We start from the raw sequence: 23,957 nt of genomic DNA on the forward strand, positions 1-23,957 counted from the left end.
GGGCTCGGTTCAATTCATATAATGTCGCGCAATCAAATGCCTAGGAGATATACAAGATGAGACAGCACCTGGTAATGGGTAACTGGAAACTGAACGGCACCAAAGCTTCTGTAGAAGCTCTGATCAAAGGACTGACCCCGGCTGCTGCCGCTCATCCTTCTGTGCAAGTCGCCGTCTGCCCGCCGGTTATCTTTTTGGGTCTGGTTGAGCAACTGACCGCTGGCAGCAAGATTGCCTACGGTGCCCAGAACGCTGACGTTCACGAGTCTGGTGCCTTCACCGGCGAAAACGCCCCCTCCATGCTGAAAGCCTTTGGTTGCACCTACTCTCTGGTCGGCCACAGCGAGCGTCGTACCCTGCACGCAGAGACTGACGACGTGGTTGCTGCCAAGTACGAAGCGATCCAGAAAGGCGGCCTGATCCCGGTTCTGTGCATCGGTGAAACTCTGGAGCAGTTCGAAGCCGGCGTGACCAAGAACGTGGTTGAGACCCAGCTGAAAGCCGTTATCGACCGTTGCGGCATCGCCTCCTTCAACAACGCCGTTATCGCTTACGAGCCGGTATGGGCCATCGGTACTGGTAAGACTGCCACTCCGGAGATCGCTCAGTCCGTTCACGCTCACATCCGTCAGTACCTGGCCGGTTTTGATGCCGCCGTTGCTGCCAAAGTACAGATCCTGTACGGCGGTTCCGTTACTGGCGCCACTGCAGCCGACCTGTTCGGTCAGCCGGACATCGACGGTGGCCTGGTCGGTGGTGCGTCCCTGAAAGTGGACGACTTCTCCCAGATCATCGCTGGCGCTGCCAAGTAATCGCTGATTACGGCAAAGAGAGGGGCTTGTCCCCTCTCTTGTATCGCTTTTCCTATGGTGGCCCCCGCATCCCATATGAAAGCCGATATAGTAAAAGTGGCTTGTCTATTTAAACATTCGTATTTGACAACTCAGATCCAGAGGCACTCATGACCAAACAAATCAAACGTATTGGTGTTTTGACCAGTGGTGGCGACGCACCGGGTATGAACGCAGCCATTCGCGCCGTGGTTCGCGCCGGTTTGCATCATGGCCTGGAAGTTTACGGTATTTATGATGGCTACCTCGGCCTGCACCAGGATCGCATCGTCAAGCTGGAGCGTCACAGCGTCTCCGACGTGGTGAACCGTGGTGGTACTTTCCTCGGCTCCGCCCGTTTCCCTGCCTTCAAAGACCCCGCAGTGCGCGCCGAAGCGATCGAAAACCTGAAAAAGCACGGTATCGATGCGCTGGTCGTCATCGGTGGTGACGGCTCCTACATGGGTGCCAAGAAGCTGACCGAAGAGGGTTTCCCCTGCATCGGCCTGCCAGGCACCATCGACAACGACATCGCCGGTACCGACTTCACCATCGGCTTTGATACTGCCCTGAACGTGGTGGTTGACGCCATCGACCGTCTGCGCGACACCTGCAGCTCCCACCACCGTATCTCCGTGGTCGAGATCATGGGCCGCCACTGTGGCGATCTGGCCATGTCTGCTGCCGTTGCCGGTGGTGCCGAGTATGTGATCGTGCCGGAAGTGGCTTTCGACAAAGAGAAGCTGCTCAAGCAGATCAAGGAAGGCGAAGCCAAGGGCAAGAAGCACGCCATCATCACCATCTGCGAGCACGTTACCGACGTGAACGCACTGGCCAAGGACATCGAAGCCCTGACCGGTCGTGAAACCCGCGCCACTATCCTGGGCCATATCCAGCGTGGCGGTGCCCCGACTGCCCGTGACCGCATCATGTCCAGCCGTATGGGTGCTTACGCCGTTGAGCAACTGCTGGCTGGTCACGGTGGTCGCTGCGTCGGTATCCAGCGCAACGAGCTGGTACACCACGACATCATCGACTGCATCGAGAACATGAAGCGTCCGTTCGATCAGGAGCTGTACAACCTCTCCACCACCCTATTCTAAGCCAAGCGGCTTTTTACCGGCTGTTGATGACAAAAACCCTCCATCGGAGGGTTTTTTTATATCTTGCAAAAACGGGGGCATCGGCACGCTGTGTGGCCCTCACCATACGGTTTGCCTGATTACCAACCCTTGCGCCATCTTACTGATCACCAGCCTTCCTCTCCTCACAGCAACCTGCTTCAGCCTACGAACAGAGTTCCGGTATTGTCGTGGATGTTTTATCACTGCGAACCGGATTGCGTTGACCTGTGCTCTGTCGACCCTGAAACGAGCTTGTTCAGCCTCCTCGTCATACGCCGCTTTTTATATCTCAATCTTGCAGAAGGGATTCAGATATCTTATCCAACCATGCTCCGGCGCAGTTCTCGTATTGCACTCACATGATTCACGCAGATGCACCGGCTACGCAAATCGCTACTCGCGCCCAGCCCAGCCCAGCCCAGCCCAGCCCAGCCCAGCCCAGCCCAGCCAGAGAATACGCCTCTGGCCTATTGCTCACCTCACTCTTGCTGCGGCCATGTCAACTCCGAGGCCGACGGGGAAATTGGCGGTGATAAAACAGCCAGCTGCCACTCTGTATCCCCCCGATGCACGGCTCTTCTCCCTATGCCCCCAGTGTTTTGCTGTAAAAATGCGGAGACTCTGGACTGATAAAGTGATGGTGCGACAAGGGTTGGCAACCAGACTCTCTCCATAGACTTCTTTTGGATGGGCTATCTACGTCAGGAATCGTCAAACCACTGCCTTGCACACTTTTTATGACCTCAATGACACTATTACGAGGGTGAAAACTTATAGAACTCCATTTGAGCCCCCATAAAAAACCCACCACCAAGCCAACCAGCAGCTCACCAACCAATTGAATTTAAATGAAATAATCATAAAAACAGAATATTGAATGCTAACCCCGCCAGATGAGGTGATAAAATCAGCTCAATATGACAAAAACAGCCATCTCAACCAACCAAAAACATAAAGCGGCCATTTTATCAATTTAAATCTTGTTTTACCCCCTTGTTATGGTATCTTGACTACATCAACCAACAACTTAGGGAGAGAAAAATGAAAGAGTTTGTCGTCACTGCCGTTTTCACGGTGTTTTTCACCCTGGTTGCTGTCTCTCTGCCCTCACTGTCACAGTTCTGAGCCGGATAGAGAGGCATCAATCCGGACCGACCTCTTTGTCATGTCTGTTTAATCGCCACCAACTGGCGCTTTTCAGTGACAATGCCGAGATGGTCAACATAGATATGATTTCATCACGTTGACGCTGTTTCTTTCGCCACAAGGGTGTAACCAGGATGGTTTAACCATATGGGCTGATGGAGTAGAACCAGCAGCAGATCATATCCGAGGGGAGCAAGGCTCCCCTTTTTGTTACCCGCAGTTTGACAATCCCCTACCCCGGCATCTACAACAGTCCGGTTGACGCCACACGGCCCATGCCCACAACTGATGTTTTCCCCTCCTGTACTCTCCATTCAACACAGCTAAATCCGTCAGCAATCTCTTGTGCACACCTTTGCTCTGATACTTGTCCGGCAGATATAAAAAAGCCCCCGCCATCATGGCAGGGGCTCGCGTTACGCAGTGTCAGCTTAGGGCTGTTATATCTCAGTCCAGCTCAAAGCAGTTATGCCTTGTTCCAGCGCTGCGGGTCATATTCCGGGCTGAAGCGGTCAACAATGACAGCACAGGCCGCATCGCCGGTGATATTGAGGGAGGTGCGGATCATGTCGAACAGACGATCCAGCGCGAACAGCAGCGGCAGCCCTTCGATGGGGATCCCTGCCGCCAGCAGCACGGCAACCACCAGGAAGCTTGGGCCCGGCACACCGGCCTGACCGATCGCCCCCAGAGTGGAGGTCACAATGATGGCCGCCCAGGCACCGACGCTCAGATCGATGTTGTAAACCTGCGCGAAGAAGATGGCGACCAGACCGTAATAGATGGCGTTGCCGCTCATGTTGATGGTGGCACCCAGCGGCAACACGAAGGAGGCTGTCGCGTTGGTCACTTTCAGATCATGCTCGCAGGTCTCCATATTGACCGGCAGGGTCGCCATGGAAGAGGCGGTGGAAAAGGCCACGATCTGCGGCTTCTTCATGGCAGAGAGGTACTTCATTACCGGCGTGTTGGAGAACATCATCACCAGCAGCGGATAGACCACAAAGCCGAAGATGAGGATGGCAGCCACATAGACCACGAACAGCTTGAGTACCAGGGTCAGCACATCGAAGCCATAGGTACCGATGGCCTCAGCCATCAGACCGAACACCCCGAGCGGCGCGATGATCATCACCTTGTTGATCATCCAGACGAAGGCATCCACCAGGGTATTGAGCCCATCGACCAGTGGCTTGGCCCGCTCGCGCGGCTGTTTGGCCAGCGCAATGCCGAGGAACATGCAGAACACCAGGATCTGCAGGATGTTAGCCTCGTTGAGGGAGTTGAAGACGTTGGTGGGGATCATGCCAAGCAAGGTGGCAACTGCATCCGGCAACGCCCCTTTATCGGCATAGTCACCGCCAAACATGGAGGCAACGGAAGCGAAATCGACCCCGACACCCGGTTTGAAGATCTGCCCCATCACCAGCGCCAGCAACACGGCCAACGCTGAGGTCACGAGGAAGAAGGCCAGCGTCGCTGCACCGATCTTGCCCGCCGCCGGGCTGGCGCCCAGATTGGCGGCGCCGGAGAGGATGGCAACCGCCACCAGCGGGATCACCAGCATCTTGATCAGCTGGATAAACAGGGTACCGAGCGGTGCAAACACGGTGGCTTGTTCACCCATGAACGCGCCGACCACTGCGCCCAGTACCATGGCGACCACAACCTGGAAGCCGATGTTTTTAATGAGTCCTTTAGTTAACACAATATGTTCCTTTATGTAGCAAAATTCACACTTTTCCCAGTGCAATTAACCAAACAGGGGAATGAGCGGCTGCCCATTCCCCTGTTTGCGCGTGTTATCTCACATTTAATTACTGTTTTAAATCAGCAAATCATTAACCTTGGCTATTAATAAGTTTGCGAAAAAGTGAAGATTCAAAGCGGTCTCGGCGATTTTTACCTCATCCCCCATGACAACTGGCAAAAGATTGTGCTAGTTTGGCTGCACAAACGTACACACAGGGATGTAAACATGCTGAAAGTTAACGAGTATTTCGACGGAAATGTAAAATCCATCGTTTTCGAACAAAAAGGCGAGAAATCAACCGTCGGGGTGATGAACGCCGGTGACTACCTGTTCAACACCGCCGCCCCCGAACGGATGACAGTGATCAAGGGCGCTCTCACCATCCAGCTGGCTGATGAAGATGAGTGGCACACCTACAGCCAGGGTGAATCCTTCCTGGTGGCCGGTCACTCCTCCTTCAAACTGGAAGTGAAAACCCCCACAGCTTATCTGTGCGAATTTCTCGACTGATCAGGCCGGTTGAAGGGGATCAACCCCTTCAACCTTCTTGGGCAATCCCCAGCCCATTATCTGTATCCATGTCACAGCACCGCACATCCCCGCTTTCCATCCACGGCAAAAATCCTAGAATAAACAGACATAAACCATCACCGGATTGATGTCATGATCAGCGTGTTTGACCTGTTTTCCATCGGAATTGGCCCCTCCTCTTCCCATACCGTCGGCCCCATGCGTGCCTCTTATGCCTTCGTCCAGCAGCTCAAGCTGCAAGGGCATCTGCCACAGGTCACGCGGGTCGAAGTGGAGTGTTACGGCTCGCTGGGCCAGACCGGCAAAGGGCACGGCACCGGCAAGGCGATCATTCTAGGGTTGTCGGGCTTTGAACCGGAATCGGTCGATATCGATGCGATTCCCGCCATTCTGGCTCGAGTGGAAAAGGAGCAGAACCTGCCGCTGGCAGGCGAGCAACCAAGCCATTTTCCCCGCACCGGTGCCATCATCTTCAACCGCCGCAAGACCCTGCCGGCCCACACCAATGGCATGACTCTGCGGGCCTTTGATAAAGAGGAAAACCTGCGCTTCAGCCAGACCTACTACTCCATCGGGGGCGGCTTCATCATTGAAGAGAGCCACTTTGCCACCGCCAAAGAAGAGGCCGCCAAGTCCGATGCCGAACATCCTGTCCCCTACCCGTTCGACAGCGGCGCCCAACTGCTTGCCCATTGTCAGGAGAGCGGCCTCTCCATCTCTGGGCTGATCCTGGCCAACGAGCGGGTATTTCGCAGCGATGAGCAGATAAAAGCGGGGCTGCGCAAGATCTGGCAGGCGATGCAGGGCTGCGTCGAGCGAGGCTGCAAAAGCGAAGGGGTGCTGCCGGGCGGCCTCAAGGTTCGGCGCCGCGCCCCGGGGCTGTTCCGCCAGCTCAGTTGCGAGACCAACTTCAACAAGGATCCGCTGATGGTGATGGAGTGGGTCGATCTCTTTGCGCTGGCCGTCAATGAAGAGAACGCCGCCGGTGGCCGGGTGGTGACCGCCCCCACCAATGGCGCTGCGGGCATCATCCCCGCCGTGCTGCACTACTACGATCGCTTCGTGCACAAGGTGGATGACGAGATGCTGATCCGCTACTTCCTCACCGCGGCTGCCATCGGCATCTTATATAAGAAGAACGCCTCCCTCTCCGGGGCCGAAGTGGGCTGTCAGGGTGAAGTTGGGGTTGCCTGCTCCATGGCGGCTGGCGCGCTGACCGAACTGTTGGGGGGCAGTCCGGCCATGGTGGAGAACGCCGCCGAAATAGGCATGGAGCACAATCTCGGCCTCACCTGTGATCCCATCGGCGGACTGGTGCAGGTGCCCTGCATCGAGCGCAACGCCATGGGGGCGGTCAAGGCGATCAATGCCGCCCGCCTCGCCCTGCGCGGCACCGGTGAGCACAAGGTGTCGCTCGACAAGGTGATCAAGACCATGTGGGAGACCGGCAACGACATGAAGACCAAATACAAGGAGACGGCCCGTGGCGGCCTCGCCGTTAACATTACCGAATGTTAAAAAACAGCAAATGACTCCATTTGGTTCCGAAATGCCCGGCATCGCCGGGTATTTTTATGGGCAAACGCTTAACAAAATGGATAAGCACAAAAATAAATTTTATACTTGCGCCTCAAATTCAACAAAAATAGATCTATTTCAACTTTTTTTAGGTCTGGAGCCGTTACACTACGGTTATCTGGTTCTGTGACCTGCGCTGACAAGCGCGTTCCATGGATCTCCCAAATTTCTGTGAGTGGGCATGCCGCCCCCTTCTACCCTGAGGTAATAGTGACATGATCAGCGTTTTTGATATCTTCAAAATCGGTGTAGGCCCCTCTTCTTCCCACACTGTTGGCCCGATGAAAGCGGCCAAACAGTTTGTTGACGAGCTGCGCGCGGGCGGCAAGATCCGCGATGTAACCCGGATCAATGTCGATGTTTACGGCTCCCTCTCCTGGACCGGCAAAGGCCACCATACCGACACTGCCATCATCATGGGCCTGGCTGGCAACCTGCCGGAAAATGTCGATATCGATGCCATCCCCGAGTTTATCTCCCGTGTTGAGCAGACCGAGCGCCTGCCGATCGGCCTGCACTGCCACACCGTCAGCTTCCCGCGTGACGCCATGGTATTCCACGACGAAGCCCTGCCGCTGCACGAAAACGGCATGAAGCTGACTGCCCTGATCGAAGATGAAGTGGTCTACAGCAAGACCTACTACTCCATCGGTGGCGGTTTCATCGTTGACGAAGAGAACTTCGGCAAGGCTGACAGCGGCGACATGTCCGTACGCTATCCGTTCAAGAGCGCCGCTGAGCTGGTTGCCCATTGCAGCCAGACCGGTCTCTCCATCTCTGCCCTAATGATGGAAAACGAGAAGTGCTTCAACACTCCAGAAGAGATCTACAAGAAGTTCGGCAAGATCTGGAACACCATGCGCGAAGGTATCGAGCGCGGCTGCCGTACCGAAGGCGTTCTCTCCGGCCCGCTGCGCGTACCCCGTCGTGCCGCACCGCTCTACCGTCAGCTCAACACCAACGAGAACCTCTCGAGCGACCCGATGAACATCGTTGACTGGGTCAACATGTTCGCTCTGGCCGTGAGTGAAGAAAATGCTGCCGGTGGCCGCGTGGTCACCGCCCCGACCAACGGCGCTGCCGGTATCATCCCGGCCGTACTGGCTTACTACGACAAGTTCATCCAGCCGGTTGGCCGCGACGAGTACACCCGTTTCTACCTGGCTGCCGGTGCCGTCGGCATCCTCTACAAGATGAACGCCTCCATCTCCGGCGCCGAAGTGGGCTGCCAGGGTGAAGTGGGTGTCTCCTGCTCTATGGCCGCTGCCGGTCTGACCGAGCTGATGGGCGGTAGCCCGGAGCACGTTTGCGAAGCCGCTGAAATCGGTATGGAGCACAACCTGGGTCTGACCTGTGATCCGGTTGCCGGTCAGGTACAGGTGCCTTGCATCGAGCGTAACGCCATCGCCGCCATGAAGGCAGTCAACGCCTCCCGTATGGCCCTGCGTCGTACCTCCAAGCCACGCGTCTCCCTGGACAAGGTGATCGAGACCATGTACATCACCGGCAAGGACATGGACTCCAAGTACCGTGAAACCTCCCGTGGCGGTCTGGCCATCAAGGTGATGCAGGTTGCCTGCGAATAAATAAGGGTTACGACCCTCATCTGAACAAAGGCGGGATATCCCGCCTTTTTTATTGCCCGAATGGGATGCCGGGCACTTATACCGGCATACCGACCATTTCACTGTAGGGCGTCGCGGATATGTCCCTGCTACGCCACCGCAATGCGGATTGCCTTGTCTGCATACCTCTCTAATTACATACCTTGATTAACTCTTCTCAATGCATTGAGAGGGACATTACGCCCCTACATGAAACCTTTTACCCGCTATCTTGCCCCAGCCACAATTTCACAACTAATCGATATCGAGATGGCCCCTCATCTCAATATCCCCCTTTGGTCATACCCTTGTTTGGCAAGACGCGGTTACCACTCCCCCTGCGGATTATCACGCCGCCACATTGATTGCCTCCTATGTGGCACTTTCGTGATCAGGGCAAACAATCAAGTACACAAACAGGGGGTTAGCTCATCATTTTGGCCACAGCACATCGCGCAAACTGGTTTTAGCACTGTTATCACCGCCCTCTTTACGCGCCCTTTGATGGACAACTCATCACGCAGTGGAGGCCAAAAAAGCGCCCAAGGAAGAGGCTGAAAATAATCGATGAATGAGCCAATAGCCGTTGAAATGGAGGATATGAGTACGCGCCACTCGCTATTTTTGTGAGCGCCAGCAAAGGTTGAGGATATGGTGTTGGGAGCAGATTGACTTTCTATTTAAACAGCGAAAAGTGAATATCACCAAAGGGAGGGTTTAATTTGGCCAGATCCTGTCACGGGATTATCGCAGGCCACCTCTCCGGGGCCGGAATGCGTCATGCAGAGTCACAAAGAATTAGCCCCGCTGGGCAGAACACACAACGGGGCTGGATATTCAGGATGGTTTTTTCAGGTTGGCCTTGTGCTGCTCCAGCAAATTCTCAGGGGGCGGCGGCACCTGCAGGTAAAACCCCTGGTTGGTCAGCGCGGCCATCACCTTGCCGACATCAGCCAACCCCAAGGGCTTGGCCGGATCCAGCTTGGTCATCAGCACCAGCTCGGGACGCCCGAATGCGCTCAGCAATGGCTCGGGAACGCGGGAGAAATCCTCTCTTTTTTCAACAAAAAGGTAGGTCTCGGCTTTTTTGCGACTTTTATAGACTGCACACAACATGGAAATTGATATAATCCGACGAGTTTATTGCCTCTGATGGGGGCAAACTATAACATCAGGAATTGAATAACAATAACGGATTAGCATCTCTGCCTCGGGGAAGATTCATGGTTGAGCGCGATAACGAATTGAAAGGGACCACCTTCACTATTTCTGTGTTGCATATCAGCGATGGCGAGCCTGAGCGGATACGTCAGTTGTTGGCCGAAAAAGTGGCCCAGGCACCCTACTTTTTTAATTGTGCGCCGCTGGTGATCAATGTTTCCCGACTGGAACATATTCCCGATTTCGAACAGCTCAAGGAGCTGGTGGAGTCCGAAGAATTTGTGCTGGTCGGCATCACGGGGGCGCGCAGTGAAGAGATGAAGACAGCCGCCAAGGCGGTGGGACTGGCCGTGATGGCCTCGGGCAAGAGTCGCAAGAGCGAACCGGAACCCGAGCCTGCCCCCGCGCCAGCCGCCCCTGAGGTGGTTCCCGAGCCCGAACCCGCCCCCTTGATCCCGAGCAAGGTACATGTGGGACCGGTTCGTTCCGGCCAGCAGATTTACGCCGCCGGCACCTCGCTGGTGGTGCTGGGGTCCGTCAGTCCGGGAGCCGAAGTGCTCGCCGATGACAGCATTCATATTTATGGCACCCTGCGTGGCAGAGCCATTGCCGGTGCCCGGGGCAACACCCAGGCCCGGATCTATTGCCAGCAATTACAGGCCGAGCTGCTCTCCATCGCGGGCACATTCCAGCTAAGCGATGCATTGCCGGCAGGCCTGATCCAGCAACCGGTCCATATCCGGCTGGACAATGAACAACTCCGAATAGACCGTATCAAATAGAGTTACAAGGAAGCGAGAATGGCGCGAATCATAGTCGTTACATCGGGTAAAGGTGGCGTTGGCAAGACCACAACCAGTGCGGCCCTGAGCACCGGCTTAGCCCAGCGTGGTCACAAGACAGTGGTCATTGACTTTGACATCGGTCTGAGAAACCTGGATCTCATCATGGGCTGCGAGCGGCGCGTGGTGTATGACTTCGTCAACGTCATCAATGGGGAAGCAAACCTCAATCAGGCGCTGATCAAGGACAAACGCTCGGAAAATCTGTTTATCCTGCCCGCCTCCCAGACCCGGGACAAAGATGCCCTCACCCGTGAGGGGGTCGAGAAGATCCTGGATCAACTGGCGGAGATGAAGTTCGATTACATCGTCTGCGACTCCCCGGCAGGGATCGAGGCGGGCGCGCTGATGGCGCTCTATTTTGCCGACGAGGCGATCGTTACCACCAACCCGGAAGTCTCTTCCGTGCGTGACTCCGACCGCATCCTTGGCATCCTGGCCTCCAAGTCCCGTCGCGCCGAGCGTGGCGAAGACCCCATCAAGGAGCACCTGCTGCTGACCCGCTACTGCCCGACCCGCGTCAACCGCGGCGACATGCTGAGCGTGCAGGATGTACAGGAGATCCTGGCCATCCCGCTGCTCGGGGTGATCCCGGAGTCCCAGGCGGTGCTGCGCGCCTCCAACTCCGGCGAACCGGTTATTCTGGACAAGGAGTCCGATGCCGGTCAGGCCTACGAAGATGCGGTGTCCCGCCTGCTGGGCGATGCCAAGGAATTTCGTTTTCTGGAAGAAGAGAAGAAGGGCTTCTTTAGCCGACTGTTCGGGAGTTAAACATGTCATTATTGGATTATTTTCGTTCCAACAAGAAACAGAACACCGCACAACTGGCCAAAGAGCGGTTGCAGATCATTGTTGCTCACGAGCGTTCATCCAGAGGGGGGCCGGATTACCTGCCCCAGCTCAAGCAGGACATCCTCGATGTGATCCGCAAATACGTCAACATTGATCCGGAGAAGATAACCGTCCAACTGGATCAGAAGAGTGATGAGCTGTCGGTACTGGAGCTCAACATCACCTTCGCCGATGACAAGAAGGGATGAGCTGACGCCCTATGCGTGACCCCTTCCCCCAATGAAGACCGGATCCTGTCACTGGATCCGGTTTTTTATTGGCACAAAAACAGGTCACAGCGGCTCGCCTCATCTCGCCAAGGGGTCTGCCGACCGCTAGAATAGCGCCGCCCCGCAGGCAGTGATCTGCGCTGGCACCTTTTTCTCTTTTCTGGAACAGACCGCTTATGTCTATGAATGACGAAATGCACAGCGTCGAGGAACTGCTCGATACCGCCCTCGAACTCTTTATGGAGCTGGCCTCTGACAACCTGCCGGAGCAGGAGATCGCCCGCTTCAATCAGGAGTTCAACGACCGCGGCCTGCTGGCCGAAACCGACCCGGCCGATGACTGGGAAGCGGACGTGGGTTTTGCGGTGAGCGATACCGACTATGCCGAGATCTGGGTAGGCCTTGGCAATGAAGAACAAGAGTATGAGCACCTGTTTGCCCGCATGCTGCTCTCCCGCCGTGTTGACGAGAAGTTCTGCCACATCGAATGGCTGCCCCAATAATTCCGGATCCCGATGATCCCAGCCACTATCAGTGGGAGTCTGGCCCTGACGCCGTGGCCCCCGTGCGCCCATCTGCATCGTTTGGGCGCCGGGTGTTGAGGTGGGCAGGCAAGATCGCGCTGGCCGGGCTGCTCTGCTCGGTCGGCTCGGTCGCCTTGCTGCGTTTTATCGATCCGCCGATGTGGAGCTGGCGTATCGAGCGGGCCCTCTTTCCGCCCGCCAAGATCACCCAGGTGCGCCATCAATGGGTAGATCTGGAGTCCATCTCCAAGGAGCTGCAACTGGCGGTGATTGCCGCCGAGGATCAGCGCTTTGCCGATCACAACGGCTTTGACATGGATGCCATCAACGCCGCGCTCAAGCACAACCAGCACAGCGAACGGGTGCGCGGTGCCAGCACCCTCAGCCAGCAGACCGCCAAGAACCTCTTTATGTGGAGTGATCGCAGCTTCCTGCGCAAGGGGCTGGAGGCCTGGTTTACCCTGCTGATGGAGCTGGGTTGGGACAAGGCCCGCATTCTCGAGGTCTATCTCAATATCGTGGAGTTCGGCCCCGGCATCTATGGCGCCGAAGCCGCCGCCCGCACCTACTTTGGCAAACCGGCCAGCCGCTTGACCCGCTACGAGTCATCCCTGCTGGCCGCCGCCCTGCCCAATCCGTGGCGTTATCGGATCAAGCCCCCTTCACCCTATGTGCAGAAACGCTCGGTCTGGATCCGCCGCCAGATGGGGCAACTGGGTCAGATCACCCTCAATCGGGTGCATCAGGCCGACTGATCCTCAGGGCTCATCGGGTTTCTCCGGTGGGCCCAGATGGCCGCCCACCGTCTCGCGGTGAAGCGGCAGATAGTGCCACCACCAGGCCTCGCGCCGTCGCTTGATCTGTTGCCGCCGTCCCCGCTGCTTCATCCCCTTACTCCCTGCCAGATGATCCGCGCCTTAACCATACTCCCCCAACGGCAACTTGGACAGGCCAGCCCCGCCCGGCGCACTGGTCTGGCCGCCACAGCCAATAATTGTTACAGTAGCGAACCTCGATGTATCTGGAGTGATTTCATGGAACAGCGTACCCCGGATCAGCTGGTCGAATGGGCCTATGATCAGTTTCTTGAGCAGGCCGCCGATATGCTGGCCCCCGAACAAATAGTCGACATCACCCTGGAGTTTGAGCAGCGTGGCGCCGTGGAAGCAACCCTGCCCAATGCCGACTGGTCGACCGAGCTGGGTGAGCCGGTCGATATGGAGCGCTGGGTCGAAGTGTGGGTCGGTTTGCTGGATCATCAGGATGAGTTTGAGGTGATCTTCGCCACCTTTCTGCTGCCCCGTCTGCTGACCGAAGATCAAGTGCATGTGCGCTGGCATCGCCAGCAGCAGGCATAAAAAAGGCGCCATCGGCGCCTTTCTTGTTTCTATGCTTTTTATTTCTGTTCTCTGCTAATCCTGCGCCGCGATGGCCTTGGCCAGACAGCGGCGGCACCAGCAAGCGCTGGCCTCCTGCATCGGCAGTACCGGCAACTGGCTGCACCAGCACTGCGCAATGGTCTGACCGGCAGAGACGGCGCAATAGGCCGGTTCGCCACAACCCGGGCAGCGGTGGGTGCTTTTCGAGCCATTCAGCTCGGCCATCACCGCCAGCTGGGCCTTGCTATCCATCGCCGACCAGTGGCCGATCTCGCTCAGGGTGCGGCCACAACCAAGGCAAAGCCCGTCTTTCGCCTTGCAGAGGCCAACACAGGGACTCGGCATCTTATTCGCTATCCACGGCCGAGTCGGTCTCTGTGGCCACCAGAGTGATGGCGTTATCTTCGATGACAATCTTGCCCTGCTTGTAGAGGCCGCCGATCGCCTTCTTGAAGGTGCCCTTGCTCATGCTGAACAGCTTGTAGATGAGTTCGGGTTCGCTCTTGTCACCCACCGCCAGACTGCCGCCCTGCTTTTTCATCCGGCTCAGAATGCGCTCACCAGCGTCATCAACCCGCGCCAGACCCGGCTTTTGCAGGGTCAGATCGAGCTTGCCATCCTCGCGCACCTGCTTGACCCAGGCGGTTTGCGGCCGACCGGTCATCACCCGGCCAAACACTTCGTTCTTGAACAGCATGCCGGGATACTGACCGTTGACGATCACCTTGATGCCAAGGGGCGAGTGCTCCCCCGGTAGCGCGGTCACTTCGTCACCAACCTTGAAGTTGCTGCCGGCCGGGGTCAGGAAACGCTCGATGCGGCTGGTGCCGACCATGCGCCCTTCGTTATCCAGTTGCAGACGCACCAGATAAACGTGGCCCACCTGCATCGGCTTGTTCTGCTCGCGGCTGGGCACAAACAGATCCTTTTTCATGCCCCAGTCGAGGAAGGCACCAATCTTGTTGGCATTGACCACTTTCAGACCGGCAAATTCGTCCACCATGGCAAATGGCTTGTCGGTGGTGATCACCGGCTCGCAATCGGCATCCAGATAGAGGAAGACCTGCACGCTATCCCCCTCTTTCACCCCTTCCGGCAGTTGACGCTTGGGCAGCAGCAGTTCACCGTACTCATCGGCCGCAAGCCAGGCGCCACGGTCTTCGAGTTCAACAACGGTGAGGGTGTTCATCTTGCCAATCTGTATCATGGTGCTCTCTTTTTTCATTACCCGGATGGGCCAACTGAACATGGCCCCTATGGGCGCGCATGTTACCTCAAGAGCGGTGATCCGGCCTAGTCCCCAAGCCACCACTGGCCGCCCTTTCGCCCTTATCTTATCCGCCAATGGTGATTAAATCGCCAAACAGGCGGCCATTTGCTGTAAATAACCCCACTTTTAGGTAGACTTCGCGGCTGTTCAAATCCAGAGGAACTGTCGATGAACCCATCCACTCGTACCCGCCATCTTAATCAATGGATCCAGAGCCACAGTAATCAGGACATGACCTACCCAGCCCTGCACGGTTTTCTCTGTGCCCGTCTGGTAGGGCCAGAGACCCCTGACTGGCAACGCCCGCTGGCTGGATTGCTGGAACAGGATGCCGAGTTGGATGAAAAAAGCGCAGAAGCCCTCAACCATCTGATCGCCGAGCTGGAAGCCCGGGCCGACGACGCCCAGCTAGCCCTGCCGAGCCAATGCCGCCTGCCCAGCGATAACCCGGAGCAGGTGTTCGAGCAGAGCCATCCCCTCGGTCAATGGTGTTATGGCTTCAGCATGGGTTTTGCCACCTGGCCCAAGCCGAAGGATTTGAACGACCCGACCACCCAGTACCGCTTCAGTCTGGCCGCCGAGCTGAGCCTGTTTCGCGACAAGCAGATGGCCCAGATGCTCTATAGCGCCGCCGCCAGTGAACTCCCCTTTGTCGAGTTCTGCAAACGCCAGCGCCAGAATATGAAAACCGCCCTCAACCAGCTGCTCAACCTCGACCAGTATCAGGCCGCCCCCAGCGCTGATGTCACCCTCAATGGCGAGCAGGCCCAGCAGTGGCAGACCTGGTTCGAGCTGGCCGACAGCTGCCGCGATCATCAGGCCCGCCTCGGCTGGTTCGAGAAGATCATCGCCGATGCCACTCCGCTGTTTGATGAAGCCTTCTGGCAGCAAATCGCCGGCCACGGCTGGAGTGCCCCCGAGCTGCGTCCTCTGCTGGCCGCCAGAGCCGGGCGCGCCGACTGCCTGCTGCGCCTTGGCAAGCTGGGCGAGGCCAAAGCGGAGTATCTGTCGCTGCTGACAATCTGCATGGCCGATGAGCTGGGTTGCCGCTACAACCTCTCCACCCTCTATGCACTGCAAGGGGATTGGCAGGCGTTGGCCGCCCTGCTGGTGCGCTTCGATGAAGCCTCCAGCTGGTTGCTCTACAACAAGGCGCTGATGGTCTTTGCTACCGAGGGTGCCGAGGCAGCCAAGCCCCATCTGCTGATCGCCATCGAGGCCAACCCGCACATTCCGGCCTGCCTGCTGGGTCAGCGCAAGCTGCCCAAACAGGAGCCACAAAGCTGGCAAGCGGGCAGCCGCAACGAGGCAGCACTCTACGCCATCCACACTCGCGAGGCCTGGCTCAAGCAGAACGCCCTCATCTGGTTGCGTAAAGGCTGAACAGCGTTGGCTTAAAATCCCGTCGGTCAGACCCGGTTTTTCCTTGAGGGCGTGCGCCACCGCACATTTCATCGCAACCGGGTCAGACAAATCAGCTTGAGTTTCGTATCATCAATGTCAAAGTATCAAAAGAAACTGCATCTGATGCAGCCGTCACAGCAGGGTGTAATATGTCAAAAATCATAGCGTTACTCGCTCACTACCCGCCCTATCAGTTGGTACATGCCGCCGAGATGCTACGGGATACCTTCGAACAGTTTTATGAACAGCGTTACCAGCTGACCGTGCCGCAATGGCGCCTGATGATGGTGCTCGGCCCCAACTACCCCATCAGCCAGAAAGAGCTGGTCGAGGCGAGCGGCATGGACAAGGTGCGCATCTCCCGCGAGATCCGCCGTCTGGTTGAAAAAGGGATCATCTTTACCGAGAGCAGCGAGCAGGATAAACGCATCAGCCTGGTCTCCCTCACCAATGCCGGGCTCGCACTCTTCCTGCAGCTCAAGAGTGAAGCAGGCAGCTGGCAACATACCCTGACCGACTATCTGCCAAGCGAATCCCGCGAGGCGATCCGCCAGCATCTGCACAGCGTCAGCGCCGCCATTGAGCAGCTGCAATCACTGGATCGGGAGAAATAATCATGGATTTGAAAAAGTTCGCCACCATGGACATCAACATGCTGCTGAGCGTCGTCAATATGCAGCTGCGTGATCGCTATGACGATCTGGATGATCTCTGCAAGGCGCAGGATATCGATCAGGCTGCACTGGAAGCGCGGCTCGCCAGCGGCGATTTTCACTACCAGCCAGCGCAGAAACAGTTCAGATAAAGAGAGCTAGCGGGATCGGGATCACATGATGGCGCTGGCTCTGCGGTAAAAACCTGATATGGTCTGAAGAGCCCCAACAGGGTGATGCACGGATACATCACCCTGTCACAAGAGGGCATTAAAATCGTTTCAGGTGAGCAAACCAAGGATGACCCCATGATATTGATGACCCGACAGAGCCTGTTGATCACGCTCTGTATCCTGTTGATGATCAGCCTCTTCACTCCCCACATGCCGCAAAGTACCGAACAGTGGCTAACCACCCTCTTGCTTGGCCTGCTGGTCGCGGTGGCATTGCTGCTGGTGCGTGGTTGTCGCCGTTTTATGATGGAGTAGTGACTCCGCCGGAACGTCTGTACCGACCGCTTGCCGCAATACTCTCTGCAACAACAACGTGTGTCGCAATCATATCTAACCCAAAAACAAACGCAGCCTGATGGCTGCGTTCTTGTATCTGGCGGGGCAACCCCTTGAAGAGATAACCCCTGACGGGATAGATAGCCCTTATAGAGAGAGCCCTTAGATAGCCAGAGCCTCAAGCTGCGCTTTGGCCGCTTCCATCCCCTTGCTCTGGGCATCCGGACCCATCCCCATGCCTTCGGCGTAGATGAAATCCACCTCTTTGATACCGATGAAACCGAGCACGGTACGCATGTAGGGAGTGACCAGATCGGTGGCGCTGCCGACGTGCATGCCACCGCGGGGGCTGATCACCAGCGCACGGGTATTTTCAACCATACCCACCGGACCGGTCTCGGTGTAGCGGAAGGTGACGCCAGCGCGAGCCACCAGATCGATCCAGTTTTTCAGCTGGGTCGGGATGTTGAAGTTGTACATGGGAGCGGCAATCACCACCAGATCGCTTGCTTTGAGTTCGGCGATCAGCTCGTCGGACTGGGCGATCACCGCCAGTTGACGTTCATTGAGGTTGTCACCACCGCGCAGGCCGGAGGCCAGCTCGCCATCCAGCACCGGCAGGTTGAGGGCAGCCAGATCACGCACGGTGACGGCATCATCCTGATGATCAGCCAGGAAGCCGTCGATCAGGGCGTTGGATTGGGAATATTGACCCAGGATGCTGGATTTGAGTACGAGGATATTGGCCATGGTGAAACTCCATTTGGTTGTCGGTTGAACAGCGTTGCTGTCGATGGAGGTCACTCTAAACATTGTGCTTATTTGCTGATAGCGAAAATAGATGCTCAACTTGTTCAAATTTTTTGATGCAAGGCCACTTCCTCGCCAGCCAACCCTGCGGCCGTGCTTCAACCCTTGGCAGAACAAACGATTGCCGTTATGATCCGCCGCACTTTTTTCCAGCGACCCGGATCCCATGATACCCTCGCGCAGGCACTCTCCTCTGGCCGGTGCAGTCTGGATGATGGTGGCAGGACTCTGCTTCGCCGCCGTCAACAGCCTGAGCCAGTATGTCAGCTTCAAGCTTGGTCTCCCATCGACCCAGGTCGCTTTTCATCAATACCTGATCGCCCTGATCTGCCTGCTGCCCTGGCTGGTTCGCCATGGCTTGCGCCAATCCCTGATGACCAATCAGTTCCGGTTACACCTGTTGCGGGTATTGCTGGCAGTGATCGGCATCCAGCTCTGGCTCTGGGCACTGGCGTACCCCGTCCCCATCTGGCAGGGGATCGCCCTGCTGATGACTTCGCCACTGTTTGCCACCTTGGGCTCTGCCCTGCTGCTCAAGGAGCAGGTGAGCCGGGCCCGTATTCTGGCCACTCTGGCGGGCTTTGCCGGCGCCATGCTGATCCTCGCCCCCTGGGCTGACGAGTTCAACTGGGCCTCCCTGCTGCCGGTGGCGGCGGCGCTGTTCTGGGCGGGCTACTCCCTGCTGGTACGCTATCAGGCGGCCAACGAATCATCCCACACTATCGTGGTCTACCTGCTTATCTTCAGTACCCCGTTCAACGCCATGCTGGCGCTGCCAGAGTGGCAGTGGCCAACGGAAAGCCAGTGGCTGCTGGTAGCCGCCTCCGGCGTGTTGTCGGCTCTGGCCCAGATGTCCATCGCCCGCGCCTACAGCGTGGCGGAGGCCTCCTTCGTACAACCTTTCGATTTTGCCAAGCTGCCGATGAACGTGCTGGCGGGCTGGCTGGTATTTGGCTGGGCGCCTCCCGGCCGTCTGTGGCTTGGCGCCGCCATCATCATTGGCGCCATTACCTTGCTGACCCATCTGGAGCAGCGCGCTCACAAACCCGTTTCCTGAGGTACGCCATGCGTGCCTCTTTTTTTGTCCGCTATTTGTGTAATAGCGATCATCAACAATGACCATCGACATCAGGAGAGATCGTATGTTTGGAACCGCAACCCGCCCCGGCGCCACCCGTGCCCTGCTGCTGGGCTCCGGCGAACTTGGCAAAGAGGTCGCCATCGAGTTGCAACGGTTCGGGATCGAAGTGATCGCCGCCGACCGCTATGCCAACGCCCCCGCCATGCAGGTGGCCCATGCCGCCCGGGTGCTGGATATGCTCGATGGCGCCGCTCTGCGCGAGCTGGTCGCCGAGATCAAACCCGACCTCATCATCCCCGAGATCGAGGCCATCGCCACCGATACGCTGGCAGCCCTTGAGCAGGAGGGGGTCAAGGTAGTGCCCAACGCCCGCGCCACCCAGCTCACCATGAATCGGGAAGGGATCCGCCGTCTCGCCGCCGAGACCCTGGGCCTCCCAACCTCCCCCTACCGCTTTGCCCAAAGCAAGGAGGAGTTTGTCGCCGCCGTCGAGGCTATCGGCATGCCCTGCGTGGTGAAGCCGGTGATGAGCTCATCCGGCAAAGGACAGAGCGTGCTGCGCGATCTCGCCAGGCTCGATGAGAGCTGGACCTACGCCCAGGAGGGTGGCCGTGCCGGTCGTGGCAAGGTGATCGTCGAGGGCTTCGTTCCCTTTGAGTACGAGATCACCCTGCTCACGGTACGCGCAGTCGATGGCATTCACTTCTGCGATCCGATCGGCCACCGTCAGGAAGATGGCGACTACCGCGAATCCTGGCAGCCGCAGGTGATGAGCGAGCTGGCGCTGTCCCGCTCCAAAGAGGTAGCGGCCAAGGTGGTCGAGGCCCTCGGTGGTTACGGCCTGTTCGGGGTCGAACTCTTCATCAAGGGGGATGAGGTGTGGTTCAGCGAGGTATCGCCGCGTCCCCACGATACAGGCATGGTGACCCTGATCTCGCAGGATCTCTCCGAGTTCGCCCTGCATGTGCGCGCCATTCTGGGGCTGCCGGTCGGTACCATCACCCAGTACGGGCCGAGCGCCTCCGCCGTGGTACTGCGCGAAGGGCACAGCCAGAATATCCGCTATCAGGGGATTGGTGAGGCATTGGCGCTGGTGCCGGGCGCCCAGCTGCGGCTGTTTGGCAAGCCGGAGATCGCCGGTCGTCGCCGTCTTGGCGTGGCGCTGGCCCGCGCAGCGGATTGCCAGGATGCGGTGGAAAAAGCCAAAGCCGTGGCCGCCAAGGTCGAAGTACTGTTCTAAGGGCTTTTTTGCCACAGCAAAACAAACGTTTGCCGATGTGATCGGGCGCAAGGGGCATGGCAATGCCCCTTTTGCATTTCCCCGTCAGGCTTATAATCCCCTCTTCAAATTTGTCAGGAGTACAAGATGTTAGCTGCCGTGATCTTCGATATGGATGGTGTTCTGATCGACTCGGAACCCTTTTGGCAACGGGCCCAGATCGCCGTTTTCTCCGAACTGGGTCACCCCCACACGGTAGAGGATTGCGAATCGACCATCGGCGTGCGCATCGATCAGCTGGTCGCCCACTGGTATCGCCTGCGCCCGTGGAGCGGCCCAACTCAGGAAGAGGTAGTACAGCGCATTCTGGATCGGGTCAACGCCCTGATCCTCTCCGAAGGTCAGGCCAAAGCCGGTGTGCTGGAGGCGCTCGACCTTATCGAAGCCCGCGGCCTGAAAGTGGGTCTGGCCACCTCTTCCCCCTTTGCGATGGTAGAAGCGGTGCTCGGCAAACTCGGCATTCGCGATCGCTTTATGGCGGTTCACTCCGCTGAAGTAGAGCGTTTCGGCAAACCGCACCCGGATGTCTACATCCACGCCGCCGAAAAGCTGGGGGTGGAACCGGTACACTGTCTGGCCATCGAAGACAGTTTTACCGGCCTGCTGGCGGCCAAGGCGGCCTCCATGACAGCGCTGATCGTGCCGGATCCCGCTTTAGTGGGTGACCCACGCTTGGCCATCGCCAACTACCAGCTCGGCTCGCTGGCCGAGCTGAATGCCGACATGTTGGCCAGCTGGGTCAAGTAGCGCCTATCGCTGCCTTGCTGCGCTCGCGTTCTCATACCCGCAGGGGGCTCCTGCCCCCTGTGATTGCCAAACAACCGTTGGCAATTTCCCTCTTTTCACCTGTCATTCTCAACCAGATTGTTCCTCTCGCACACGACCAGTCCAACCGGTTGCACCTTGCCATCCCTCAGCCTTGATCTCTGTCATAAACGTGCGTTTGCTCGCGGTTAACCCCCTGCAGCCCGACTAGAATCAGGGTAGATAGGCGGCCTCAGGGCCCGAGGAGGTTATCATGATCGAGTACACCAGCAAGCGCATCGTCTGCCCCCACTGCGGTCACCATACCCGGGTCGAGCTGGATGCCAGCCAGGGTGATCAGGAGTTTTACGAAGATTGCATGGCCTGTTGCAATCCGATCCACCTGCGGCTTCACCGCGACGAAGCCCGCGACTGTTTGCAGTTGTTTGTGGATGCAGACGACGAGCAACTGTTTTGATTACGAGTCACAAAAGGCCGAACAGCTGTTTTGCCTGCAAGTCGCAAAGAGCTGAGCAGATGTTGTGACTGCGAGTCATAAAAAGTTGAGTAGATATTTTCACCATGTAAATAACAAGGGCCTGCACACTGCAGGCCCTTGCTTATGAGGCGATTAACACCGAGCCGTTTCCTTTCAGTGACCCCCGCGTGACGCCAGTACCCGCTCCACCGTATCGACGATGGCCTGGGTCTGGGGATCGATCTCGATATTGGTCTGCCAGCCAGCCTTGACCCAACCCAGGTTGGTGCGAGCCAAGGTCTCGGGGATCAGGTGAACGCAGAACTCCCGCTCGCGCACCTCGCCGATGGTCAGGCTGATGCCGTCGATGCCGATGTATCCCTTGGTCAGCACATATTTCATCAGCTCGGGAGCAAGGCGATACCACACCTGACGGTTGTTGGGGGTGTCGATCACCGAGGTAACCTCTGCCATGCCGATGATATGGCCAGACATGGCATGACCGCCGATCTCGTCACCAAAGCGGGCAGCCCGCTCCACATTGACCTTGTCCCCCACCTTTAGCAGGCCGAGGTTGGTGAGACGCAGAGTCTCCTGCATCAGATCGAAGCTGACCAGATCCCCCTCAACCCGGGTGACGGTCAAGCAGCAACCGTTGTGAGCGACCGAGGCGCCGAGGGCCAGCCCTTCCCCCCACGCCAAGCTTGGCATGCGGATCACGTGTGTACGAAATGAAGCACTCTCTTCGATGGCGACCAGCTCGGCCACACCTTGCACAATTCCGGTAAACATCATCACCTCTTTGTTTCTGGTAACACGCTCTGTTTTTTATCGCGGCCTGTGACCGCTTCTTTTACATAATCCGTTTTTTACACAATTCGTTTCGTACAAACTGTCACACCTGCTCCGCCGCCTCAGACCGCGCCAGCACTCGAGCCCGGCGCTGGGAATGAATGACCACTATGCCAGCCAGCACGATGAGCAGACACCCCGCCATACTACTGAGGGTCGGCATTTCACCAAACATCAGATAGCCGCAGAGGGTAGAAAAAAAGATCTGGAAATAGAAGAAGGGCGCCAGAGTAGAGGCCTGCGCATACTGCATCGCCTTGATAAGGCAATATTGGGAGAGCAGGGTCACCACTGGTAGCGCCAGCAGATAGGGCAAGTCAGCAAGCCCAGGGGAGCGCCACAGTGCAGGCTGCCAGCAGAGTGCAACCATTGCCACCATCCCCAGCATGAAGCAGGTGACGATCAGGATATCGAGGGTGGTCAAACGTGGATCCACCAGCTTGGTGATGAGGTTGTAGCCGGTGTTGGCCAGTACAATGACCAGTGGCAGCAGATAGTAGAGGTTCGCGTCGCCCCCGTCAGGATGGGTCACCACCAGCACGCCAAACAACCCCAACAGCACGGCCGCCACCTTGGTCCGGGTCAGACGCGCCCTGAAAAAGATCACGCCCGCCACCACGAAGGCCAGCGAACCAAGCTGGCAAATGATGGTGTAGACGTTGAGCGGTACATGGGCCAGCGCAATCACCGAGACCAGCGCACAGACCAGAAACAGCAGCGAGCGCAACAATAGCCAGCGATCCACCGCCAGCAGCGCCGACATGGTGCGCCTTGGCAACAACAGCAGCAGACCGAGGAAAGGAACAAAGAAGCGAAACCAGACCATCTCCATCACGGAGTAGCCATGGAGTACCAGATATTTGTCCGCGCCATCCTTGAGCGTCAGGGCGAGAAGTGCAAACAGCGTCAGAAAGATCGCCAGTGAGTTGCGCGAACAGAGCTGCATCAAAGAGGCCGAAACAGGAAAAGGGGGTAATCAAACTAACGGGCTTGCCGCAAATTACAACCGCGAGACTGACAAAATGGGAGCAAAACCGCTATATTTGCTCGCCTTTTTACTTTCAAGGAAGCAAATCATGATGGTTTATGAGTGCTGTGAAGCGATCCGTATCGCCTATAACCAGATTGGCTCCGGCGAACAGGGCTATGTGCCAAACGCCATTGCCGCCACTATTCGCGCCCTCAACGCGGTCGCCGCCGATGAGCGGGTACCCGCCGAGCTGCGTGAACAGGCTGCCTATGCTGCCGCCAACCTGCTGATCAGCGATCACGAAGACGCCTGATCCTGCCCCTTGGGGTGGCAACTATTTCGTCCTGGCTGAATTTCAGGCTAGAATGCCTCCC

General features: G+C 57.4%; 28 protein-coding genes. 20 read left to right on the forward strand and 8 right to left on the reverse strand.

Features of this window, described 5'->3' with window-relative positions:
* The first annotated feature begins 56 nt into the window (after positions 1–56).
* Together tpiA and pfkA are read left to right on the forward strand one after the other, a co-directional pair.
* Positions 57–812, forward strand: a complete 756-nt coding sequence (gene tpiA / locus I6L46_RS07045) for a triose-phosphate isomerase (protein WP_047440675.1) — start codon at positions 57–59, stop codon at positions 810–812.
* Between the two features lie 149 nt (positions 813–961).
* A complete protein-coding gene (pfkA, locus tag I6L46_RS07050) occupies positions 962–1,933 on the forward strand; it encodes a 6-phosphofructokinase (protein ID WP_005336840.1) in 972 nt (323 codons plus the stop codon).
* Between the two features lie 1,633 nt (positions 1,934–3,566).
* Here pfkA and I6L46_RS07055 read toward each other — a convergent pair.
* Positions 3,567–4,808 carry a dicarboxylate/amino acid:cation symporter gene (locus I6L46_RS07055; protein WP_005352303.1) on the reverse strand — a complete coding sequence of 414 codons (1,242 nt, stop codon included), beginning with the start codon at positions 4,806–4,808 and terminating at the stop codon, positions 3,567–3,569.
* Between the two features lie 270 nt (positions 4,809–5,078).
* On the opposite strand from I6L46_RS07055, the gene I6L46_RS07060 reads away from it, so the two are divergent.
* The 3 genes from I6L46_RS07060 (at position 5,079) to I6L46_RS07070 (ending at position 8,548) form a co-directional block, all read left to right on the forward strand.
* A complete protein-coding gene (locus tag I6L46_RS07060) occupies positions 5,079–5,363 on the forward strand; it encodes a pyrimidine/purine nucleoside phosphorylase (protein WP_216977745.1) in 285 nt (94 codons plus the stop codon).
* 153 nt (positions 5,364–5,516) lie between these two features.
* Positions 5,517–6,902: an L-serine ammonia-lyase gene (locus tag I6L46_RS07065; protein WP_216977746.1), complete on the forward strand. Its 1,386-nt coding sequence runs from the start codon at positions 5,517–5,519 to the stop codon at positions 6,900–6,902.
* 275 nt (positions 6,903–7,177) lie between these two features.
* Positions 7,178–8,548, forward strand: a complete 1,371-nt coding sequence (locus tag I6L46_RS07070) for an L-serine ammonia-lyase (RefSeq protein WP_005336844.1) — start codon at positions 7,178–7,180, stop codon at positions 8,546–8,548.
* A gap of 855 nt (positions 8,549–9,403) precedes the next feature.
* On the opposite strand, the gene I6L46_RS07075 is transcribed toward I6L46_RS07070, so the two are convergent.
* Positions 9,404–9,682: a YcgL domain-containing protein gene (locus tag I6L46_RS07075; RefSeq protein WP_042055926.1), complete on the reverse strand. Its 279-nt coding sequence runs from the start codon at positions 9,680–9,682 to the stop codon at positions 9,404–9,406.
* 107 nt (positions 9,683–9,789) lie between these two features.
* Between I6L46_RS07075 and minC the strand changes: the two genes are divergently transcribed.
* From minC to mtgA, 5 genes are all read left to right on the forward strand, one after another.
* Complete coding sequence (gene minC, locus I6L46_RS07080) at positions 9,790–10,509, forward strand: septum site-determining protein MinC (RefSeq protein ID WP_042055924.1); 720 nt, start codon at positions 9,790–9,792, stop codon at positions 10,507–10,509.
* A gap of 18 nt (positions 10,510–10,527) precedes the next feature.
* Positions 10,528–11,340, forward strand: a complete 813-nt coding sequence (gene minD / locus I6L46_RS07085) for a septum site-determining protein MinD (protein WP_005336847.1) — start codon at positions 10,528–10,530, stop codon at positions 11,338–11,340.
* Positions 11,341–11,342: 2 nt separating this feature from the next.
* Positions 11,343–11,609, forward strand: a complete 267-nt coding sequence (gene minE, locus I6L46_RS07090; RefSeq protein WP_005336848.1) for a cell division topological specificity factor MinE — start codon at positions 11,343–11,345, stop codon at positions 11,607–11,609.
* Positions 11,610–11,806: 197 nt separating this feature from the next.
* Positions 11,807–12,133 (forward strand): HI1450 family dsDNA-mimic protein, encoded by a 327-nt coding sequence (locus tag I6L46_RS07095; RefSeq protein WP_005352317.1) that lies wholly within the window; start codon positions 11,807–11,809, stop codon positions 12,131–12,133.
* 62 nt (positions 12,134–12,195) lie between these two features.
* Entirely contained in the window at positions 12,196–12,909 is a 714-nt protein-coding gene (mtgA, locus tag I6L46_RS07100) for a monofunctional biosynthetic peptidoglycan transglycosylase (RefSeq protein WP_204385377.1), read from the forward strand.
* 3 nt (positions 12,910–12,912) lie between these two features.
* Here the strand turns inward: mtgA and I6L46_RS20770 are convergent, their stop codons facing one another.
* Complete coding sequence (locus tag I6L46_RS20770) at positions 12,913–13,041, reverse strand: hypothetical protein (protein ID WP_019445852.1); 129 nt, start codon at positions 13,039–13,041, stop codon at positions 12,913–12,915.
* 147 nt (positions 13,042–13,188) lie between these two features.
* On the opposite strand from I6L46_RS20770, the gene I6L46_RS07105 reads away from it, so the two are divergent.
* A complete protein-coding gene (locus I6L46_RS07105) occupies positions 13,189–13,512 on the forward strand; it encodes an HI1450 family dsDNA-mimic protein (RefSeq protein ID WP_005336851.1) in 324 nt (107 codons plus the stop codon).
* 54 nt (positions 13,513–13,566) lie between these two features.
* Here I6L46_RS07105 and I6L46_RS07110 read toward each other — a convergent pair whose 3' ends face one another.
* Together I6L46_RS07110 and I6L46_RS07115 are read right to left on the reverse strand one after the other, a co-directional pair.
* Positions 13,567–13,878, reverse strand: coding sequence for a DUF1289 domain-containing protein (locus tag I6L46_RS07110; protein ID WP_021229998.1), 312 nt, complete (start codon positions 13,876–13,878; stop codon positions 13,567–13,569).
* Between the two features lies 1 nt (position 13,879).
* Positions 13,880–14,740 (reverse strand): S1 RNA-binding domain-containing protein, encoded by an 861-nt coding sequence (locus I6L46_RS07115; protein WP_005336853.1) that lies wholly within the window; start codon positions 14,738–14,740, stop codon positions 13,880–13,882.
* Between the two features lie 231 nt (positions 14,741–14,971).
* Here I6L46_RS07115 and I6L46_RS07120 point away from each other — a divergent pair, with 231 nt between their 5' ends.
* The 4 genes from I6L46_RS07120 (at position 14,972) to I6L46_RS07135 (ending at position 17,348) form a co-directional block, all read left to right on the forward strand.
* The gene (locus I6L46_RS07120; protein WP_216977747.1) at positions 14,972–16,186 is read left to right on the forward strand and encodes a UPF0149 family protein; all 1,215 of its coding nucleotides are present in this window, start codon (positions 14,972–14,974) and stop codon (positions 16,184–16,186) included.
* Between the two features lie 170 nt (positions 16,187–16,356).
* Entirely contained in the window at positions 16,357–16,821 is a 465-nt protein-coding gene (locus I6L46_RS07125) for a MarR family winged helix-turn-helix transcriptional regulator (RefSeq protein WP_005336856.1), read from the forward strand.
* 2 nt (positions 16,822–16,823) lie between these two features.
* Positions 16,824–17,012 (forward strand): DUF4250 domain-containing protein, encoded by a 189-nt coding sequence (locus I6L46_RS07130; protein ID WP_005336858.1) that lies wholly within the window; start codon positions 16,824–16,826, stop codon positions 17,010–17,012.
* A 156-nt stretch (positions 17,013–17,168) separates the two neighbouring features.
* Positions 17,169–17,348, forward strand: coding sequence for a hypothetical protein (locus I6L46_RS07135; RefSeq protein WP_216977748.1), 180 nt, complete (start codon positions 17,169–17,171; stop codon positions 17,346–17,348).
* Between the two features lie 183 nt (positions 17,349–17,531).
* Here the strand turns inward: I6L46_RS07135 and I6L46_RS07140 are convergent, their stop codons facing one another.
* The gene (locus I6L46_RS07140) at positions 17,532–18,119 is read right to left on the reverse strand and encodes an FMN-dependent NADH-azoreductase (protein ID WP_005352326.1); all 588 of its coding nucleotides are present in this window, start codon (positions 18,117–18,119) and stop codon (positions 17,532–17,534) included.
* A 226-nt stretch (positions 18,120–18,345) separates the two neighbouring features.
* Between I6L46_RS07140 and I6L46_RS07145 the strand changes: the two genes are divergently transcribed.
* The 4 genes from I6L46_RS07145 (at position 18,346) to I6L46_RS07160 (ending at position 21,761) form a co-directional block, all read left to right on the forward strand.
* The gene (locus I6L46_RS07145) at positions 18,346–19,236 is read left to right on the forward strand and encodes a DMT family transporter (protein ID WP_216977749.1); all 891 of its coding nucleotides are present in this window, start codon (positions 18,346–18,348) and stop codon (positions 19,234–19,236) included.
* Between the two features lie 85 nt (positions 19,237–19,321).
* A complete protein-coding gene (purT, locus tag I6L46_RS07150; protein WP_216977750.1) occupies positions 19,322–20,500 on the forward strand; it encodes a formate-dependent phosphoribosylglycinamide formyltransferase in 1,179 nt (392 codons plus the stop codon).
* Between the two features lie 126 nt (positions 20,501–20,626).
* Positions 20,627–21,286 carry a hexitol phosphatase HxpB gene (gene hxpB, locus I6L46_RS07155; protein ID WP_005360961.1) on the forward strand — a complete coding sequence of 220 codons (660 nt, stop codon included), beginning with the start codon at positions 20,627–20,629 and terminating at the stop codon, positions 21,284–21,286.
* Between the two features lie 271 nt (positions 21,287–21,557).
* The gene (locus I6L46_RS07160; protein ID WP_005336871.1) at positions 21,558–21,761 is read left to right on the forward strand and encodes a CPXCG motif-containing cysteine-rich protein; all 204 of its coding nucleotides are present in this window, start codon (positions 21,558–21,560) and stop codon (positions 21,759–21,761) included.
* A 174-nt stretch (positions 21,762–21,935) separates the two neighbouring features.
* Here I6L46_RS07160 and I6L46_RS07165 read toward each other — a convergent pair whose 3' ends face one another.
* Both I6L46_RS07165 and I6L46_RS07170 read right to left on the reverse strand, forming a co-directional pair.
* The gene (locus tag I6L46_RS07165) at positions 21,936–22,553 is read right to left on the reverse strand and encodes a riboflavin synthase subunit alpha (protein ID WP_216963876.1); all 618 of its coding nucleotides are present in this window, start codon (positions 22,551–22,553) and stop codon (positions 21,936–21,938) included.
* Positions 22,554–22,656: 103 nt separating this feature from the next.
* Complete coding sequence (locus tag I6L46_RS07170) at positions 22,657–23,559, reverse strand: DMT family transporter (RefSeq protein WP_216977751.1); 903 nt, start codon at positions 23,557–23,559, stop codon at positions 22,657–22,659.
* A 130-nt stretch (positions 23,560–23,689) separates the two neighbouring features.
* On the opposite strand from I6L46_RS07170, the gene I6L46_RS07175 reads away from it, so the two are divergent.
* On the forward strand, positions 23,690–23,896 hold the full coding sequence (locus I6L46_RS07175; RefSeq protein ID WP_005336882.1) for a YaeP family protein: 207 nt from the start codon (positions 23,690–23,692) through the stop codon (positions 23,894–23,896).
* Positions 23,897–23,957: the final 61 nt, after the last annotated feature.

Origin of the sequence: Aeromonas sp. FDAARGOS 1416 (assembly GCF_019048085.1) — a bacterium.
In the GTDB taxonomy this organism is placed as follows: Bacteria; Pseudomonadota; Gammaproteobacteria; order Enterobacterales; family Aeromonadaceae; genus Aeromonas; species Aeromonas veronii.

Excerpts from the sequence above, each read along its gene's own strand:
- I6L46_RS20770 (WP_019445852.1), bottom strand. The coding sequence starts at position 13,041 with ATGAAGCAGCGGGGACGGCGGCAACAGATCAAGCGACGGCGCGAGGCC.
- I6L46_RS07165 (WP_216963876.1), bottom strand. The coding sequence starts at position 22,553 with ATGTTTACCGGAATTGTGCAAGGTGTGGCCGAGCTGGTCGCCATCGAA.
- I6L46_RS07065 (WP_216977746.1), top strand. The coding sequence starts at position 5,517 with ATGATCAGCGTGTTTGACCTGTTTTCCATCGGAATTGGCCCCTCCTCT.
- I6L46_RS07130 (WP_005336858.1), top strand. The coding sequence starts at position 16,824 with ATGGATTTGAAAAAGTTCGCCACCATGGACATCAACATGCTGCTGAGC.
- I6L46_RS07070 (WP_005336844.1), top strand. The coding sequence starts at position 7,178 with ATGATCAGCGTTTTTGATATCTTCAAAATCGGTGTAGGCCCCTCTTCT.
- tpiA (WP_047440675.1), top strand. The coding sequence starts at position 57 with ATGAGACAGCACCTGGTAATGGGTAACTGGAAACTGAACGGCACCAAA.
- I6L46_RS07135 (WP_216977748.1), top strand. The coding sequence starts at position 17,169 with ATGATATTGATGACCCGACAGAGCCTGTTGATCACGCTCTGTATCCTG.
- minC (WP_042055924.1), top strand. The coding sequence starts at position 9,790 with ATGGTTGAGCGCGATAACGAATTGAAAGGGACCACCTTCACTATTTCT.
- pfkA (WP_005336840.1), top strand. The coding sequence starts at position 962 with ATGACCAAACAAATCAAACGTATTGGTGTTTTGACCAGTGGTGGCGAC.
- I6L46_RS07140 (WP_005352326.1), bottom strand. The coding sequence starts at position 18,119 with ATGGCCAATATCCTCGTACTCAAATCCAGCATCCTGGGTCAATATTCC.
- I6L46_RS07110 (WP_021229998.1), bottom strand. The coding sequence starts at position 13,878 with ATGCCGAGTCCCTGTGTTGGCCTCTGCAAGGCGAAAGACGGGCTTTGC.
- I6L46_RS07170 (WP_216977751.1), bottom strand. The coding sequence starts at position 23,559 with ATGCAGCTCTGTTCGCGCAACTCACTGGCGATCTTTCTGACGCTGTTT.
- I6L46_RS07160 (WP_005336871.1), top strand. The coding sequence starts at position 21,558 with ATGATCGAGTACACCAGCAAGCGCATCGTCTGCCCCCACTGCGGTCAC.
- I6L46_RS07095 (WP_005352317.1), top strand. The coding sequence starts at position 11,807 with ATGTCTATGAATGACGAAATGCACAGCGTCGAGGAACTGCTCGATACC.
- purT (WP_216977750.1), top strand. The coding sequence starts at position 19,322 with ATGTTTGGAACCGCAACCCGCCCCGGCGCCACCCGTGCCCTGCTGCTG.
- I6L46_RS07115 (WP_005336853.1), bottom strand. The coding sequence starts at position 14,740 with ATGATACAGATTGGCAAGATGAACACCCTCACCGTTGTTGAACTCGAA.
- I6L46_RS07060 (WP_216977745.1), top strand. The coding sequence starts at position 5,079 with ATGCTGAAAGTTAACGAGTATTTCGACGGAAATGTAAAATCCATCGTT.
- I6L46_RS07175 (WP_005336882.1), top strand. The coding sequence starts at position 23,690 with ATGATGGTTTATGAGTGCTGTGAAGCGATCCGTATCGCCTATAACCAG.
- I6L46_RS07120 (WP_216977747.1), top strand. The coding sequence starts at position 14,972 with ATGAACCCATCCACTCGTACCCGCCATCTTAATCAATGGATCCAGAGC.
- I6L46_RS07145 (WP_216977749.1), top strand. The coding sequence starts at position 18,346 with ATGATACCCTCGCGCAGGCACTCTCCTCTGGCCGGTGCAGTCTGGATG.
- I6L46_RS07105 (WP_005336851.1), top strand. The coding sequence starts at position 13,189 with ATGGAACAGCGTACCCCGGATCAGCTGGTCGAATGGGCCTATGATCAG.
- I6L46_RS07125 (WP_005336856.1), top strand. The coding sequence starts at position 16,357 with ATGTCAAAAATCATAGCGTTACTCGCTCACTACCCGCCCTATCAGTTG.
- minE (WP_005336848.1), top strand. The coding sequence starts at position 11,343 with ATGTCATTATTGGATTATTTTCGTTCCAACAAGAAACAGAACACCGCA.
- I6L46_RS07075 (WP_042055926.1), bottom strand. The coding sequence starts at position 9,682 with ATGTTGTGTGCAGTCTATAAAAGTCGCAAAAAAGCCGAGACCTACCTT.
- hxpB (WP_005360961.1), top strand. The coding sequence starts at position 20,627 with ATGTTAGCTGCCGTGATCTTCGATATGGATGGTGTTCTGATCGACTCG.
- minD (WP_005336847.1), top strand. The coding sequence starts at position 10,528 with ATGGCGCGAATCATAGTCGTTACATCGGGTAAAGGTGGCGTTGGCAAG.